Annotated in this window: 14 protein-coding genes and 1 riboswitch; of the genes, 10 read left to right on the top strand and 4 right to left on the bottom strand. The window is 70.1% G+C overall.

Translation table 11 applies throughout. From position 1 onward, the window contains the following. The first annotated feature begins 60 nt into the window (after positions 1–60). The 7 genes from ACQPY4_RS02055 (at position 61) to ACQPY4_RS02025 (ending at position 7,836) form a co-directional block, all read left to right on the top strand. Positions 61–1,224, top strand: a complete 1,164-nt coding sequence (locus ACQPY4_RS02055; protein ID WP_433331778.1) for a right-handed parallel beta-helix repeat-containing protein — start codon at positions 61–63, stop codon at positions 1,222–1,224. A 28-nt stretch (positions 1,225–1,252) separates the two neighbouring features. Continuing rightward, the gene (locus ACQPY4_RS02050; protein WP_433331776.1) at positions 1,253–2,386 is read left to right on the top strand and encodes a right-handed parallel beta-helix repeat-containing protein; all 1,134 of its coding nucleotides are present in this window, start codon (positions 1,253–1,255) and stop codon (positions 2,384–2,386) included. A gap of 52 nt (positions 2,387–2,438) precedes the next feature. Next, positions 2,439–3,776 (top strand): UDP-glucose dehydrogenase family protein, encoded by a 1,338-nt coding sequence (locus tag ACQPY4_RS02045; RefSeq protein WP_433331774.1) that lies wholly within the window; start codon positions 2,439–2,441, stop codon positions 3,774–3,776. A 350-nt stretch (positions 3,777–4,126) separates the two neighbouring features. Beyond that, positions 4,127–4,197: riboswitch (guanidine-III (ykkC-III) riboswitch) on the top strand. 39 nt (positions 4,198–4,236) lie between these two features. Then, entirely contained in the window at positions 4,237–4,563 is a 327-nt protein-coding gene (locus tag ACQPY4_RS02040) for a DMT family transporter (RefSeq protein WP_433338764.1), read from the top strand. 134 nt (positions 4,564–4,697) lie between these two features. After that, positions 4,698–5,483, top strand: a complete 786-nt coding sequence (locus tag ACQPY4_RS02035; RefSeq protein WP_433331772.1) for a sporulation protein — start codon at positions 4,698–4,700, stop codon at positions 5,481–5,483. 82 nt (positions 5,484–5,565) lie between these two features. Next, positions 5,566–7,023, top strand: coding sequence for a hypothetical protein (locus tag ACQPY4_RS02030; protein WP_433331770.1), 1,458 nt, complete (start codon positions 5,566–5,568; stop codon positions 7,021–7,023). Positions 7,024–7,059: 36 nt separating this feature from the next. Next, entirely contained in the window at positions 7,060–7,836 is a 777-nt protein-coding gene (locus ACQPY4_RS02025) for an SDR family oxidoreductase (RefSeq protein WP_433331768.1), read from the top strand. Here the strand turns inward: ACQPY4_RS02025 and ACQPY4_RS02020 are convergent. After that, on the bottom strand, positions 7,833–8,447 hold the full coding sequence (locus ACQPY4_RS02020; RefSeq protein WP_433331766.1) for a rhomboid family intramembrane serine protease: 615 nt from the start codon (positions 8,445–8,447) through the stop codon (positions 7,833–7,835). The genes ACQPY4_RS02025 and ACQPY4_RS02020 overlap by 4 nt on opposite strands. A 241-nt stretch (positions 8,448–8,688) precedes the next feature. Next, positions 8,689–9,018 (bottom strand): WhiB family transcriptional regulator, encoded by a 330-nt coding sequence (locus tag ACQPY4_RS02015; protein ID WP_433331764.1) that lies wholly within the window; start codon positions 9,016–9,018, stop codon positions 8,689–8,691. 142 nt (positions 9,019–9,160) lie between these two features. On the opposite strand from ACQPY4_RS02015, the gene ACQPY4_RS02010 reads away from it, so the two are divergent. Next, entirely contained in the window at positions 9,161–9,643 is a 483-nt protein-coding gene (locus tag ACQPY4_RS02010; RefSeq protein WP_433331762.1) for an N-acetyltransferase family protein, read from the top strand. Positions 9,644–9,731: 88 nt separating this feature from the next. Then, on the top strand, positions 9,732–11,282 hold the full coding sequence (locus ACQPY4_RS02005; protein WP_433331760.1) for a CHAD domain-containing protein: 1,551 nt from the start codon (positions 9,732–9,734) through the stop codon (positions 11,280–11,282). A 46-nt stretch (positions 11,283–11,328) separates the two neighbouring features. Here ACQPY4_RS02005 and ACQPY4_RS02000 read toward each other — a convergent pair whose 3' ends face one another. Next, the gene (locus tag ACQPY4_RS02000) at positions 11,329–12,225 is read right to left on the bottom strand and encodes an NUDIX hydrolase (protein WP_433331758.1); all 897 of its coding nucleotides are present in this window, start codon (positions 12,223–12,225) and stop codon (positions 11,329–11,331) included. After that, the gene (locus tag ACQPY4_RS01995; protein WP_433331756.1) at positions 12,218–14,302 is read right to left on the bottom strand and encodes an RNA degradosome polyphosphate kinase; all 2,085 of its coding nucleotides are present in this window, start codon (positions 14,300–14,302) and stop codon (positions 12,218–12,220) included. Before ACQPY4_RS01995 ends, ACQPY4_RS02000 begins: the two co-directional genes overlap by 8 nt. A 313-nt stretch (positions 14,303–14,615) precedes the next feature. On the opposite strand from ACQPY4_RS01995, the gene ACQPY4_RS01990 reads away from it, so the two are divergent. Then, positions 14,616–15,035 carry a gamma-glutamylcyclotransferase family protein gene (locus tag ACQPY4_RS01990; RefSeq protein ID WP_433331754.1) on the top strand — a complete coding sequence of 140 codons (420 nt, stop codon included), beginning with the start codon at positions 14,616–14,618 and terminating at the stop codon, positions 15,033–15,035. Positions 15,036–15,043: the final 8 nt, after the last annotated feature.

Raw genomic sequence — 15,043 nt, 5'->3', positions numbered from 1 at the left:
ACGAAAGCCAAGCGCAGGTCGAAGCGATACATGAGCGGTCATCGAAGGAGTAGTTCAGGTATGACGATCAAAGTCGACGTGAAATTCGTCGTGGGGCTCGCGGTGGGCGCCGTCGTGATGGCAGCACTCGCGTTCCTCGTGGTCGGCCTGACCGGAGACGACGGCGATTCCAAGAAGGCGTCCGACATCGGGCCGGTCAACTCCCCCGGCGCGTCCCAGGACACCGGCGGCGACGACGAGGACAACGGCAAGGACGACGACGAGAAGAGCGGCGGCGCCCAGCCGGGCGAGCCGCTGGCGCTGCCCGTCCCGACCGGCGCGGGCCGGATCGAGTGCCCGAACCCGACCAAGACGGTCGGCAGCGCGCAGGAGCTGGAGCAGGCCGTCAAGGGCGCCAACGCGGGCGACGTCATCAAGATGAAGCCCGGCACCTACCAGGGCAAGTTCGTCGCCCAGGCGTCCGGCACCGCGCAGCAGCCGATCTTCCTGTGCGGCGACCCCAAGTCGGTGATCGACGGCGGCGGCGTGAAGAAGGGCTACGCGCTGCACCTGAACAAGGCCAGCTACTGGCGCCTGATCGGCTTCACCATCACCAACGCGCAGAAGGGCGTGATGGCCGACACCAGCAACGGTTCGGTCATCCAGGGCCTGGAGGTGCACAACATCGGTGACGAGGCCATCCACCTGCGCAACTTCTCCACCGGCAACACCGTCCAGTACAACAAGGTCTACAACACCGGGATGCGCCGCGAGAAGTTCGGCGAGGGCGTCTACCTGGGCACGGCCGAGTCGAACTGGAAGCGGTTCTCCGGCGGCAAGCCCGACAAGAGCGACAACAACGTGGTCCGCGGCAACGTGATCCGGGCGACCGCCGAGGCGATCGACATCAAGGAGGGCACGTCCGGGGGCAAGATCCTCGGCAACGTGTTCGACGGGTCCAAGACCGGCGGCGACAAGTTCAACGACTCCTGGGTCGACGTCAAGGGCAACAACTACCTGATCGAGGGCAACACGGGCACCGGCACCCCGATGGACGGCTTCCAGACGCACCAGATCGGCAAGAAGGACACCGGCTACGGCACCGGCAACGTCTTCCGCAACAACAAGATCAATCTCGGCGGTGGCAAGGGCGCCGGAATCAACGACGTCGCGGGCGGCAACAAGATCGAGTGCAACAACCAGGTCACTGGCGGGAAGCTCGTCGCGAAGGGCAACTGCGGCTGACGCGGGGGCGTCCGGCGCGAGGTGAATCGTGAAGATCGACATCAAGTTCACCGGCCTCCTGGTGGCCGGGGCCGTGGTCACCAGCGGTGCGGTGTTCCTGGCCACGGGCGGGGACGACGAGCCCAAGGGCCCGACGGCGGGCGGCGACCCGATCCCGCCGCCGGCCACCAGCGGCGGGCCCGTCCAGCCGGGCGCGTCTCCCAGCACGCCCGGGGGCGGTCCCGCGGGGACGCCGCCGGGTCCCCAGTACATGCCGCTCCCCGAGCCCAAGGGACGGCTGACCTGCCCCAAGGCCACCGTCACCGTCCGCACCCCGACCGACCTCCAGGAGAAGCTGAACAACGCCCAGCCGGGTGAGGTCATCCAGCTCGCACCCGGCGAGTACAAGGGCCAGTACAGGTCGCAGATGTCGGGCACGGCGGAGAAGCCCATCTACGTGTGCGGGTCGCCCAGGACCGTCCTGGACGGCGCCGGTTCCAAGGGCTACGGCTTCCATCTGGAGGGCGCCAGCTACTGGCGGCTCCTCGGCTTCACCGTCCAGAAGAGCCAGAAGGGCGTCATGCTCGACGGCTCCAACGGGTCGATCGTGCAGGGGCTCACCGTCCGCCACACCGGGGACGAGGCGATCCACCTGCGCCGGTTCAGCTCCGGCAACACGGTCCAGTACAACAACATCTCCAACACCGGTACGCAGAACCCCCGTTTCGGCGAGGGCGTGTACCTGGGGTCGTCCCACAAGAACTGGGCCGACCTCACACAGGGGCAGCCGGACAAGAGCGACAACAACCTCGTGGCCGGCAACAAGATCCAGGCGACCGCCGAGGCGGTCGACATCAAGGAGGGGACGAGCGGGGGCCGTATCTACGGCAACGTCTTCGACGGGTCCAAGCTCCTGGGCGACCAGGTGAACGACTCGTGGGTGGACGTCAAGGGAAACCACTACGCCATCGAAGGCAACCGAGGCAGCAAGACCGTCAAGGACGGGTTCCAGACCCACCAGGAGTACCAGGGCTGGGGCACCGGCAACACCTTCAAGGGGAACGTCATCGTCCTCGGCGGAGGCAAGGGCGTCGGAATCAACCTCATCTCCGACGGCAACACCGTCGCCTGCGACAACAAGGTCGCCGGCGGCAAGCTCATGAACAAAGGCAACTGCTCCTGAGGGCCTGCGGGAGTCGCCAGATCCGTCATCGTGAAAATCAGGGAGAAGGACAATGACCGCGACGGAGTCCCCAAGGCTCACCGTCATCGGCACCGGCTACCTCGGTGCCACCCACGCCATCTGCATGGCCATCCTGGGCTTCGACGTCCTGGGCGTCGACGTGGACGAGCGCAAGATCCAGCGGCTGGCCTCGGGCGAGGTGCCGTTCTTCGAGCCGGGGCTGCCCGAGCTGCTCACCAAGGCGCTGGAGTCCGGCCGGCTGCGCTTCACCACCTCCTTCGAGGAGGCCGGTGAGTTCGGCGACGTGCACTTCATCTGCGTGGGCACGCCGCAGAAACCGGGCTCGGACGCCTGCGACCTGACCTACGTCGACGCCGCCACCCGCGCCCTGGCCCCGTACCTGGACCGCAAGGTCCTGGTCGTGGGCAAGTCCACGGTGCCGGTGGGCACGGCGGCGCGGCTGACCGAGGTCGTGCACGAGCTCGCGCCCGCGGGCACCGAGGTCGAGCTGTGCTGGAACCCCGAGTTCCTGCGCGAGGGCTTCGCGGTCGAGGACACCATGAACCCCGACCGGCTGGTGTTCGGCGTGGAGAGCGAGTGGGCGCACGAGCGGCTCAGCGCGGCGTTCCGTCCGATCCTCGACCAGGGCACCCCGGTCGTCCGCACCGACCTGGCCACGGCCGAGCTGGTGAAAGTCGCGGCCAACTCGTTCCTGGCCACCAAGATCTCCTACATCAACGCGATGGCGGAGGTCTGCGAGGCGGTCGGCGCCGACGTCAAGGACCTGGCCGAGTCGCTGGCCCTGGACGACCGCATCGGCGGCAAGTTCCTCAAGCCGGGCCTGGGCTTCGGCGGCGGCTGCCTGCCCAAGGACATCCGCGCCTTCGCCCACCGCGCCGAGGAGATCGGCGTCGGGCAGGCCGTGTCCTTCCTGCGCGAGGTCGACGCCATCAACCGCCGGCGCCGCGCCCGCACCGTCGACCTGGTGCGCGAGCTGCTCGGCGGCCAGATCTCCGGCGCGCGCATCGCCTGCTGGGGCGCCACGTTCAAGCCCAACTCCGACGACATCCGCGACGCCCCCGCGCTCGACGTGGCGCGCACCATGCACGGGCTCGGCGGCCATGTGAAGGTCTTCGACCCGGCCGGCATGGACAACGCCCGCCGCGCCTACCCCGAGCTCCGCTACGGCGACAGCGCCCTGGACGTCGCCGCCGAGGCCGACGTCGTCGTCCTGCTGACCGAGTGGTCGGAGTTCCGCGAGATCGAGCCCGACGCGCTGGCCACCGTCGTCAAGCACAAGCGCGTCGTCGACGGCCGCCACGCCCTCGACGCCGCCCGCTGGCGCTCGGCGGGCTGGGAGTACCGCGCCCTTGGCCGTAGCTTCGACTAGTCCCCCCGGGAAGTCTCACCCTTCGCCCAGGTCCGCCGCACGCGGCCCTGGGCGAAGGCACGTCCGGAGGCCGCCGCACGCAACACCGGGCAAAGCCGCATCCCGAGGCCGCCACACGCAACACCGGGCAAAGCCGCATCCCGGAGCCGCCGCACGCAACACCGGGCAAAGCCGCATCCCGGAGCCGCCGCACGCAACACCGGGCAAAGCCGCATCCCGGAGCCGCCGCACGCAACACCGGGCAAAGCCGCATCCCGAGGCCGCCGCGCGCAACAGCGGGCGAAGGCGTCGGGGCCGGTGAGGTTGCTCACCGGGGTGATCGTTCGAGGTCAGGCGCGTGTTAGCTTGGGAGTGAGGCCCTCCCCCGAGGTCCCTCCCGGACGAGAAGCGCGCCGTACCCGGTAGGCGAAGACGACGCGTGACAACCGAAATCCGTCTCGCTCCGTCCCGGGGGTTCTCCATGGCCTGGTTCCTGCTCGTCGTCGCCGGTCTCTTCGAGGTCGCGATGGCCCTGTTCCTCAAGCTCAGCAAGGGCTTCTCCGAGCCGCTGCCCACGGTCGGCTTCGTGGTCTTCGCGATCGTGAGCTTCGGCCTGCTCACCCTGGCGCTGCGCGATCTGGAGGTCGGCACCGCCTACGCCGTGTGGGTGGGCATCGGCGCCGTCGGCACGGCCGCGCTCGGGATGCTGTTCATGGGAGACCAGGTTTCGGTCCTCAAGATCGGCGCGCTGACGCTGATCCTCATCGGTGTCGTGACCCTGAACCTGGCGGGTGGCGGCGCACATTGACACCTGCGGCGACGCATCTGTCAAGGGAAAGATCTCCAAGTTCCTGCGCGTGATTCGGACGGGAACGTAATCTCACCGATGGGCGTCTATTGGACGAGGGCGGCGGAACGCCCCCATCACGGGAGGAAGAAACCTTGGTCTTCAAGAAGCTCATGCAGGCCGCCGGCGTCGGCGGTCCGCAGGTCGAGACGGTTCTGCACAACCCGAACACCACGCCGGGCGGCACGATCACCGGTGAGGTGACGATCCTCGGAGGCAAGCACGACTCCGACATCATCGGGGTGAACCTCGCGCTGAAGACCCGGGTCGAGATCGAGTCCGGCGACAGCGAGTACACGGGCGACATGGAGTACGCGAAGAAGCGGATCGCCGGGAGCTTCGAGCTCGACGACGGCGCGCGCTACGCCATCCCGTTCGAGCTGCACATCCCGTGGGAGGCCCCGCTGACGCACCTGTACGGGCGTCCGCTGCACGGCACCAAGGTCGGCGTGTCCACCGAGCTCGAGGTGGCGCGGGCGGTCGACGCGACCGACCTCGACCCGATCTCGGTCCAGCCGCTGCCCGCCCAGCAGCGCATCCTGGAGGCGTTCCACAACCTCGGCTTCCAGTTCCGCAACGCCGACTGCGAGAAGGGCCGCATCTGGGGCGTCCACCAGGAGCTGCCGTTCTACCAGGAGATCGAGTACTACCCGCCGGCGCAGTACCGGGCGGGCATCAAGCAGCTCGAGGTCACGTTCGTGTCCTACCCGCAGTCGATGGAGGTCGTGCTGGAGCTCGACAAGCGCGGCGGCGCCTTCACCGAGGGCCGCGACGCTTTCAGCCGCTTCACCGTCGACTACGCCTCGGTGAACAACACCGACTGGGAGCGCCAGCTCGACGGCTTCCTCCAGCAGGCGGGCCGCCGCAAGGGCTTCTTCTAGACGCCGCTGAACGTGCGCAACCCGCGCCCCCGTGGTCAAGATCTCTTGATCGCGGGGGCGTTCTCCCTCTAAGAAGGGTTCCGTGACCGAACCCCCCGGACTGAACGACGCCGAACGGCGCCTGTGGCGGGCCTTTCCCACCGGCACGCCGGTGGTGCTGGGCGACGATCGTCCCGACGGGCCGCTGCCCGACCGGATCGTCCGCGCCGAGGTGATCGGGCAGCTGCTGCTCGGCGCCTGCGCGACCCGCGACGGGTTCGTCCCGGCGGTCCGGCTGCGCGGCGCGTACGTCGTCGGCCGCCTCGACCTCACCGGCGGCACCGTCCCGCACGAGCTGTCCCTGCAGTTCTGCCGGCTGGTCGAGATCCCCAAGCTGGCCAACTGCGAGACGCGCCAGCTGCGGTTCTCCGACTGCCGGATGCCCGGCTTCGACGGTGGCGGGCTGCGTGCCGACGGCTATCTGAGCCTGTCGCGCTCGGTGATCGAGGGCGAGCTCGGCCTGTCGCGCGCCCAGCTGCTCGGCGGGCTGCGGATGAACGAGGCCACGGTCACCGCGACCGCCCCCGACCGATGGGCGATCTTCGGCGGCGGCCTGCTGGTCGAGGTCGGCTGCTACATGCGCGACTGCGAGATCACCGGGGGCGTCCGGTTCGTCGGAGCGCGGATGAACGGCGGGCTGTGGATGGAGGGCACCCGGCTGGTCAACCCGGGGCGCCTGGCCATGGACGCGCAGAACATGGTGGTCGAGAACACCGCCGAGTTCAGCCGCGACTTCCACGCGCTCGGGACGATGCGCCTGCGCAGCGCCCGCTTCAACGGGATCCTGTCGTTCTCGAAAGCCACGCTGGACGCGGGCGCCGACGACCGGATGGCCCTGCACGCCAGCCACCTGCACTGCGACGAGCTGCTGCTGTGGCCCATCGAGAAGATCCGGGGCCGGGTCTCGCTCTCCTACTCCCGCATCCAGCTGATCATGGACCATCCGAGCATCTGGCCGGACGAGCTCTACCTCAACGGCCTGGTCTACGAGACGCTGCGCGGCGGCGAGCTGACCGACCGGCTCGAGTGGATCTCGCGCGACAAGGAGTTCCACCTCCAGCCCTACGAGCAGCTCGCCACGTGGTTCCACGGGGTCGGGCACGACAACCTGGCGCGGCGCGTCCAGCTGGCCAAGATGCGCACGCGCCGGCGGCGCCTGCGTCCCATCCCCAAGGCGTGGAACTACATGCTCGACTGGACGGTCGGCTACGGCTACCGTCCCTGGCTGGCGTTCGCGTGGTTCGCGGCGCTGGTCGCGTTCGGCACGACGGTCTTCTCGATCAACGAGCCCAAGCCGGTCAAGGAGCCCGCCGAGCGTCCGGTCTTCCACGCGTTCGTCTACACGCTCGACCTGCTGATCCCGATCGACACGTTCGGGCAGCAGCAGGCGTTCGACCCGGTGGGGTGGTCGCGCTGGGTCGCGTACGCGCTGGTCGCCACCGGCTGGGTGCTGGCGACCGCGCTGATCGCCGGGGTCACCCGCGTGCTGCGTCCGAACTGACCCCAATCACTGCCACGATCCAGGAGAATGACCCGTATGGGCACTTATCTCATCACCGGCGCGACCGGAGGCATCGGCGCGGCCGCCGCCGAGCTGCTGGCCGACCGGGGGCACGACCTGATCCTCGCGGGCCGGTCGGCCGAGCGGCTGGACGCGCTGACCGCGACGCTGCGCAGCCGGGTGCACTCCTCGACGCAGGTGATCGTCCGCGACCAGAACGGCCAGCCCGGCGCCGTGCGCACCACCGCGTCGCAGACCACCACGCGCACGCTCGCGCTCGACCTGACCGAGCCCAGGCGCCTTGAGGCGGCGCTGGCCGAGGCGGCGCTGCCGGACCGGATGGACGGCGTCATCCACGCGGCGGGAATGGTCGACCTCGGCCGCGTCGCCGAGCAGGACGCCGACCACTGGATCGACCAGCTGATGGTGAACCTGGTCTCGGCCGCCGAGCTGACCCGCATCCTGCTTCCGGCGCTGCGTGCCGCGCGCGGCCATGTGCTGTTCGTCAACTCCACCGCGGGCCGTCGCGCGAACCCGAACTGGTCGGCCTACGCCGCGAGCAAGTTCGGCCTGCGCGCCCTGGCCGACTCCCTGCGAGCCGAGGAGCCCGACCTGCGCGTCACGACCCTGTACCCGGGGCGCACCGCCACCGGCATGCAGCAGAAGGTCAGGGCCCAGGAGAACCGCCCCTACGACCCCTCGGAGTTCGCCGACGCGACCACGGTCGCCCGGGTTCTGGTCGGGGCCCTGGAGACCCCGCCCGACGCCGTCGTTTCCGAGGTCACCGTCAGCCCCCGTCCCCGCAAGCGTTAGAGGTCGGTGTCCTTGGCGGGGCCGCGGCGCAGGACCCACGCCGCGAGCAGGCCGCCGATGAGGCCGAACAGGTGGCCCTGCCAGGACACGTCCGGGCGGGACGGCAGGACGCCGAAGATGAGCGAGCCGTAGACGGCCACGACACCGACGGCGATCGCGAGGTCGGCCAGACGACGCTCGAACACCCCACGCCCGAGCAGGTAACCGAAGAATCCGAAGATCAGGATGCTGGAGCCGAGGGTGTTGGCGGAGCTGGTGACCCAGACGCCGAGCCCGCCCACCACGGTGACCATCAGGCTGGCGATGAGGAACTTGCCGATGCCCCGGACGGCGGCCAGGAAGCCGAGGATCACGAACGGCACGGTGTTGCCGATCAGGTGGCCGAACCCGGCGTGCATGAACGGCGCGGTGAAGATGTCGGGAAGGTCGCCCACATCATGGGGCTGGATGCCGAAGGAGTCGAGCGAGCCGCCCGCGGCGTAGTCGACGATCTCCAGAACCCACATGGCCGCCGTGACCGAGGCCACGAGCGCGAAGGCCGTCAGCGCCCGCGCGCCGTGCCTGACCAGCCCGTCGGAACGTCGCTTCTCCGGGACCGTGGGATAGCTCATGTGCGCCACCGTACGTCTGCGAGACCCTGCCGTCATCCCGTCCAACGACTCCCCGACAAGGAAGGTGCCCGCAGCCCCCGACCACGCGCGCGCGTGCGGGCCGCGCGATTCGCTTGGCTCTCCCAGCCGCGTGCGTGCGGTGGGGTCAGGAGGGCCGGCACAGTGCGGAGATCCCCTGATTGCGCGTGCGGGACACGATGCGGGACATGCGATATGCGGGTGGCGGGAGGGTGGCGCTTGGTCAGGCGGCGGCGGTGTGCTCTGGTTCGGAGGCGTCGCCGCGGACGACGATGACGGGCAGGCGGTGGCGGGTCGGGGCGTCCTCGCGGCGGCGCAGGTGGCGGCGCTCCTCGGGCGTGGTGCCGCCCCAGACGCCGTCGGGCTCGCCGACGCGCAGGGCCCAGGACAGGCAGGCGGAGGTGACCGGGCAGTGCGAACAGATCGCCTTGGCCGCGCGCTCCTGCTCGCGCAGGACCTCGGCGCTGTACCCGATAGGGAAGAACAGGTCGGGATCGGCGCCACGGCAGATGGCGTGGTCGCTCCAGTGTTCCTCGTTCTCGATGTGCGGCATGGTTGCTCCCTGCGGCGCCCGGGGAGCCCGGCGCCCGGCAGTTCGGGGTGGGACTTGCTGTAGGACCCAACGTAGTACTACAACGCGTAGTACTACAAGCCGGGGTGAACAATCGAGTTAAACGTCCGGATAGCCTGTGCGGGTGCATCGTGATCGAAGCGTGACGTTCCGCGAGGCGACCCGGGACGACCTGCCCGCCATCGTCCGGCTGCTGGCCGACGACCCCCTCGGCGCGATCCGCGAGTCCGCCGGATCGGTGATTCCGGACGCCTATTTCTCGGCCTTCGACGCCATCGAGAAGGACGCGAACAACACGGTGATCGTCGCGGAGATCGACGGGACGATCGCGGGCACGATGCAGCTCACCTATATCCCGGGGCTCACCTACACCGGGGGTGAACGAGCCCAGATCGAGGGCGTCAGGGTCGCCGCCGAGCATCGCGGCGGCGGCGTCGGCCAAGCCCTGATCGGCTGGGCGATCGACCAGGCCAGGGCGCGCGGCTGCCGCGTGGTGCAGCTCACCACCGACCGCCAGCGTCCCGCGTCGATCCGCTTCTACCAGAAGATCGGCTTCCGCCCCTCGCACATGGGCATGAAGTTCCATCTGACCGATCAACCCGGCTGACACACCCTTATCTGTCTCCGTTCACCTTCTCGTGGAATGCTGTTCACCTGGGCGTTCTGCCGTACTGCCGAAGGTTGAGGAGTCTCGCGTGGCCGAGAAGCATCTGGAGATCGAGCTCAAGTTCGATGCCGCCGCCGGTTTCGCCGTGCCGGAGCTGACCGGGCTGCCCGGCGTCTCCGGAGCGACCGAACCGGAAACGCATGAGCTGCTCGCGAGCTACTTCGACACCCGCGACCTGCGCCTGGCGGCGCGCGGCATCACGCTCCGGCGCAGGCGCGGCGGCCCGGACGCCGGGTGGCACCTGAAGATGCCCGCCGGGGCCGACAGCAGGACCGAGATGCGGGCCCCGCTGGGCCGGGCGCAGATCGTCCCGTCCCGGCTGGCCTCGCTGGTCGCGGCGCACACACGGGGCGAGCCGCTGGTGCCGGTCGCCACGCTCGACACCGAGCGCACCGTGGTCAGGCTGCTGGACGGCGAGGGCGCGACGCTGGCCGAGATCGCCGACGACCTGGTCACCGGGCGGGTGCTGAACGAGGGCGACGACGCGTCCGGCACCGCCTGGCGCGAGATCGAGGTCGAGCTCGGCGCGGGCGACCCCGAGCTGCTGAAGGCGGCCGGGAAGCGGTTGCGCAAGGCGGGCGCGAGCCGGGCGTCCAGCGCGTCCAAGCTGGGCCGGTTGATGGACGGGCACATCGCGCGTCCCACCCCGGCCGAGATCGGCGCGGCGGTCAGGACCCGATCGGGGACGGCGGGCGATGCCGTCCTCGCCTACCTGGTCGCCCAGGTCGAGGCCATGCTGGAGTACGACCCCAAGGCCAGGCTGGCCGAGGACGACGCGGTGCACCGGATGCGGGTCGCCACCCGCCGCATCCGCAGCCTGCTGCAGAGCTACGCGCCGGTGCTCGACACCAAGCGCACCGACCCGGTCAAGCCCGAGCTGAAGTGGCTGGCGGCGGCGCTGGGCGAGGTCCGCGACCTGGAGGTCCTGCGGATGCGCTTCACCGAGCGGCTGCGCGTGGCCGGCCACGAGGAGACCCCGGGCTGGCTGGACGACATCGCCCGCCGCGAGCGCGGCGCGTACCGGCGCCTGAACGCCGCGCTGAAGGAGCCCCGGTACTACGCGCTGCTGAACGACCTGGAGGCCCTGATCGCCGACCCGCCGCTCGACGCGAGGGCCGCCCGCGCGGACGTCGCCGAGCTGCCCCGCCTCGTCGAGCGGGCCTGGAAGCGGATGGAGACGGCCCACGCGGGCATCGCGGGCTCGGACGACGCCGAGACCGCGCGCCATGACACGCGCAAGGCCGCCAAGCGCGCGCGGTACGCCGCGGAGGTCGCCTCGCCCGTCCTCGGGGAGCCCGCGCTCCAGGCGGCCAAGAACGCCAAGCGCATCCAGGAGGTCCTGGGCGGCTACCAGGACGGCGTGATCGCCATGGAGACGCTCGAATCGGCGGCCGCACGGGTCCGCGACACCGCCGAGGCGTTCACGCTCGGCGTCCTGTACGGCATCGAGCAGTGCGAGAGCCGCGCCTGGCTCGACCGGCTGGAGGGGACGTGGGCCGCGACGCCCGCGCCGGTGTTCCCCAAGCCCGTCAAGGAGGCGAAGGCGGCCAAGGGAGACCGCAAGCAGGCGCGCAAGTAGTCAGCGGAAGGCTGAACGCCAGCCTCGGGCCCTTCGAGGGGACGGCCTAGGTACGGCGAAGGTCGTGGTGTTCGAGGGCGGCCATGGCCGTCTCGTCGCCCCGGCCCGTCAGGTGGGCCACCCAGAAGGAGCCCTTGCGCAGGGTGGGTTCTTCGGGGACCTTCTCCCCGAGGTTGCGGCACAGCTCCGCGACCAGATCGGCGACGATCTCGCCGTGCGTGCAGACGATCGCGGGGGCACCGGCCGTGACCAGCGCGGCCAGGGCGTCGCGCGCACGCTCCAGGTCGCCGTCCCCGACGGTGAAGGCGCGGTCGGTGGTGACGTCGGCGCCCATCACCCGCGCGTAGGGCAGCAGGGTCTCCACGCAGCGGGCCGTCGCCGAGCTCCGGGGCACGGCCGGGCCGAACGCCCCGAGCGTCGCGGCGAGGTCGGTGGCGTCGGCGCGGCCGCTCTCGTCCAGCGGGCGCAGCTCGTCGGGCTCGCGCCACGCGCTCTTCTCGCCCGCCGTGGCGTGGCGCAGGATCACCAGCGGCCAGGTGAACCGGGGGCCCTCGGCGAAGTCGCGCAGGACCTCGGCGTCGTGCGCGTAGCTCAGCCGCTCCCCGGCGGCCTCGAGCCCGAGCCATTCGAGCCGGTCGACCTCGTCGTTGGCGACGAAGGGCGCTCCGTTCGGGCCGCGCGCGGCCCAGTAGTCGACGCGCTTGATCCGGTCGTCCTTGGGATAGGAGGCCGAGGGCAGGCGGCGCCCCAGCACCGGGACGATGCCGGTCTCCTCGGTCACTTCCCGGACGGCCGCGCGCAGCACGTGCTCGCCGTTCTTCACCTTGCCTTTGGGAAACGACCAGTCGTCGTACTTGGGCCGGTGGACCACCGCGAGCTCGGGTCCGGTGGCACCGTCCCGCCAGAGCAGCGCTCCCGCCGCCCGCAGAACGTTCTCACCCATCGACCGTCTTCCACCGCCTGCTCTTGACCAGATGCGTCTGGACGTCCAGGAGAGGTTCGGAGGTCATCGCGGAGCGGCGCGTCCAGGTGCCCTCGCCGTCCAGCCACCAGGCGTCGGTGCCCTCGTCCATGGCCTGGTCGAGCAGGGTCATCAGGTCGTTGCGATGGCCGCGGTCGGTGACCCGCACCAGGGTCTCGACGCGGCGGTCCAGGTTGCGGTGCATGAGGTCGGCGCTGCCGAACCACACCTGGGGGTCGCCGCCGTTCTCGAACGCGAACACCCGCGAGTGCTCCAGGAAGCGGCCCAGGACGCTGCGGACCCGGATGTTCTCCGACAGCCCGGGGACGCCCGGCTTGAGCGCGCAGATGCCGCGCACCCACACGTCGACGGGGACGCCCGCCTGGCTCGCGTGGTAGAGCGCGTCGATGACGACCTCGTCCACCAGGGAGTTGCACTTCACGCGGACGCGGGCGGGCTGCCCGGCGCGCGCGTGCTCGACCTCGCGCTCGATCCGCGCCACCAGGCCAGAGCGCAGGCTGTGCGGCGCGACCAGCAGCCGCTTGTAGGTGTTGTGCCGCGAGTAGCCGGTGAGGTGGTTGAACAGGGCGCTGACGTCCTCGCCGACCTCGGGGTCGGCGGTGAGCAGGCCGAAGTCCTCGTAGAGCCGCGCGGTCTTGGGGTGGTAGTTGCCGGTGCCGAGGTGGCAGTAGCGGCGCAGGCTGCCGTCGGCGTCCTGCCGGACGACCATCGCCACCTTGCAGTGCGTCTTGAGCCCGACGAACCCGTACACCACGTGGCAGCCGGCGTGCTCCAGCTTGCGCGCCCAGGCGATGTTGGCGCGCTCGTCGAAGCGGGCCTTGAGCTCCACCACCACGACGACCTGCTTGCCGGCCTCGGAGGCGTCGATGAGCGCGTCCACGACCGGGGAGTCGCCGCTGGTCCGGTAGAGAGTCTGCTTGATCGCCAGCACCCGGGGGTCGGCGGCGGCGTCCTCGATCAGCCGCTGCACGGTGGTGGTGAACGAGTCGTAGGGGTGGTGCACCAGGACGTCCCGCTCGCGGATCGCCGAGAAGATCGACCCGTCCTCGGGAAGGGCCTTCTTGGACGGGACGAACGGCGGGTAGCGCAGCTCGGGACGGTCGAGGTCGGCGATGGCCGACAGCCCGGCCAGGTCGAGCGGACCGCCCACCCGGTAGATCTGGCCCTCGTCGACCGACAGCTCGGTGGTGAGCAGCTCCAGCACCCCGGGCGAGATCGAGTCCTCGACCTCCAGCCTGACCACGGGCCCGAACCTGCGGCGCAGCAGCTCGCGCTCCAGCGCCTGGAGCAGGCCCTCGCTGATGTCGTCGTCGATCTCCAGGTCCTGGTTGCGGGTGACCCGGAAGGCGTGGTGCTCGACGACCTCCATGCCGGTGAACAGCTGCCCGAGATGGGCGGCGATGACGTCCTCAAGCGGCGTGTACCGGTTGGGCGAGGCCTCGATGAAGCGCGGCAGCACCGGCGGCACCTTGACCCGGGCGAACATCGTCGCCTCGGTGTCGGGATCACGGACGATCACCGCGAGGTTCAGCGACAGGCCCGAGATGTAGGGGAACGGGTGCGCGGAGTCGACGACCAGGGGCGTCAGCACCGGGTAGATCCGGTCCCGGAACAGGCGGCGCAGCCGCTCCTGCTCGGTCTCGGCCAGCTCGTCCCAGCGCAGGATGTCGATGCCCTCCTTGCTGAGCTCGGGGCAGAGCCCCTCGCGGAAGCAGGCGGCGTGCCGCAGCATCAGGTCGTGCGCGACCGAGGCGATCCGCTCCAGCACCTGGCGCGGCTGGCGCCTGCTGGCCGACTGGACGGCCAGGCCGGTGGCGATGCGGCGGGTCAGTCCCGCCACGCGCACCATGAAGAACTCGTCGAGGTTGCTGGCGAAGATCGACAGGAACCTGACCCGTTCGAGCAGCGGCAGGCCCTCGTCCTCGGCCAGCTCCAGGACGCGCTGGTTGAACCTGAGCCAGCTCTCCTCGCGGTCCAGGAACCTGTCGTCGGGCAGCACGTCCTGAGCGTGAGGCATATGTCCTGGATTGAGGGTCATAGTCGCAATATTTCCCGGTGAAGGTGAACGGAAGCCGAACAGCGCGGCCTGGGGCAATGATTCAGATACGCGGATCATGCCCCGGGTTCCCAATGATCACACGGCGCTCCGGCGGCCAGGCGAAGCGCGTGACGGGTGGCCGGACCCGGCGCGTTTTCACCGGTCGCATCCCCTTCCACCGACTTCAGGATACGTGGCTCCGAGGGTCGTCTCGCGGCCGCGGGCTGGCGCATCGGCGCAGCGCACGGGCTTCCGCGTCCCGCTCCGTGACGGAGAACACAGGCCCGGGACGCCAGGTCGTACCCTGCCCGGCATGAGCGAAGGATTCGGTTTGTTCGTTTACGGGACGCTGCGCTTTCCCGAGATATTGCGGATCTTGCTCGGACGGGCGCCCGGCCTGTCATCGGCCCGCGCCGACGGGTGGCGCGTCCGAGCCCTGCCCGATCTTGTTTATCCGGGCCTGGTCGCCGCCCCCGATGGCGTCGCCGAGGGAATGCTCATCACCGACCTCACCACCGCCGAATCACGCCTGCTGGACGCCTATGAGAACGACATCTACGTCCCGACCGTGATCGGCCTCGACAAGGGAAGGCGAGGCCGAGCCTACGTATGGAAAGGCCCGGTCGAACCGTTCGACTGGGACCCGGACGCGTTCGCCGAACACCACCTGACCTCCTACGCGGAAGGGTGCCGGCTGTGGCGGCGCGACCACGAGAGGCGAACGGCTCCTTGACAGGTCTT

It is taken from the genome of Spirillospora sp. CA-294931 (genome assembly GCF_050946795.1).
Classification (GTDB): Bacteria; Actinomycetota; Actinomycetes; order Streptosporangiales; family Streptosporangiaceae; genus Spirillospora.
This window is presented reverse-complemented; position numbering and strand designations above follow the sequence as displayed.

What these genes read in the sequence shown, in the direction of transcription:
- ACQPY4_RS02020 (WP_433331766.1), bottom strand. Translation starts at nt 8,447, where the DNA reads ATGAGCTATCCCACGGTCCCGGAGAAGCGACGTTCCGACGGGCTGGTC.
- ACQPY4_RS02045 (WP_433331774.1), top strand. Translation starts at nt 2,439, where the DNA reads ATGACCGCGACGGAGTCCCCAAGGCTCACCGTCATCGGCACCGGCTAC.
- ACQPY4_RS01990 (WP_433331754.1), top strand. Translation starts at nt 14,616, where the DNA reads ATGAGCGAAGGATTCGGTTTGTTCGTTTACGGGACGCTGCGCTTTCCC.
- ACQPY4_RS02040 (WP_433338764.1), top strand. Translation starts at nt 4,237, where the DNA reads ATGGCCTGGTTCCTGCTCGTCGTCGCCGGTCTCTTCGAGGTCGCGATG.
- ACQPY4_RS02000 (WP_433331758.1), bottom strand. Translation starts at nt 12,225, where the DNA reads ATGGGTGAGAACGTTCTGCGGGCGGCGGGAGCGCTGCTCTGGCGGGAC.
- ACQPY4_RS02015 (WP_433331764.1), bottom strand. Translation starts at nt 9,018, where the DNA reads ATGCCGCACATCGAGAACGAGGAACACTGGAGCGACCACGCCATCTGC.
- ACQPY4_RS02025 (WP_433331768.1), top strand. Translation starts at nt 7,060, where the DNA reads ATGGGCACTTATCTCATCACCGGCGCGACCGGAGGCATCGGCGCGGCC.
- ACQPY4_RS01995 (WP_433331756.1), bottom strand. Translation starts at nt 14,302, where the DNA reads ATGACCCTCAATCCAGGACATATGCCTCACGCTCAGGACGTGCTGCCC.
- ACQPY4_RS02055 (WP_433331778.1), top strand. Translation starts at nt 61, where the DNA reads ATGACGATCAAAGTCGACGTGAAATTCGTCGTGGGGCTCGCGGTGGGC.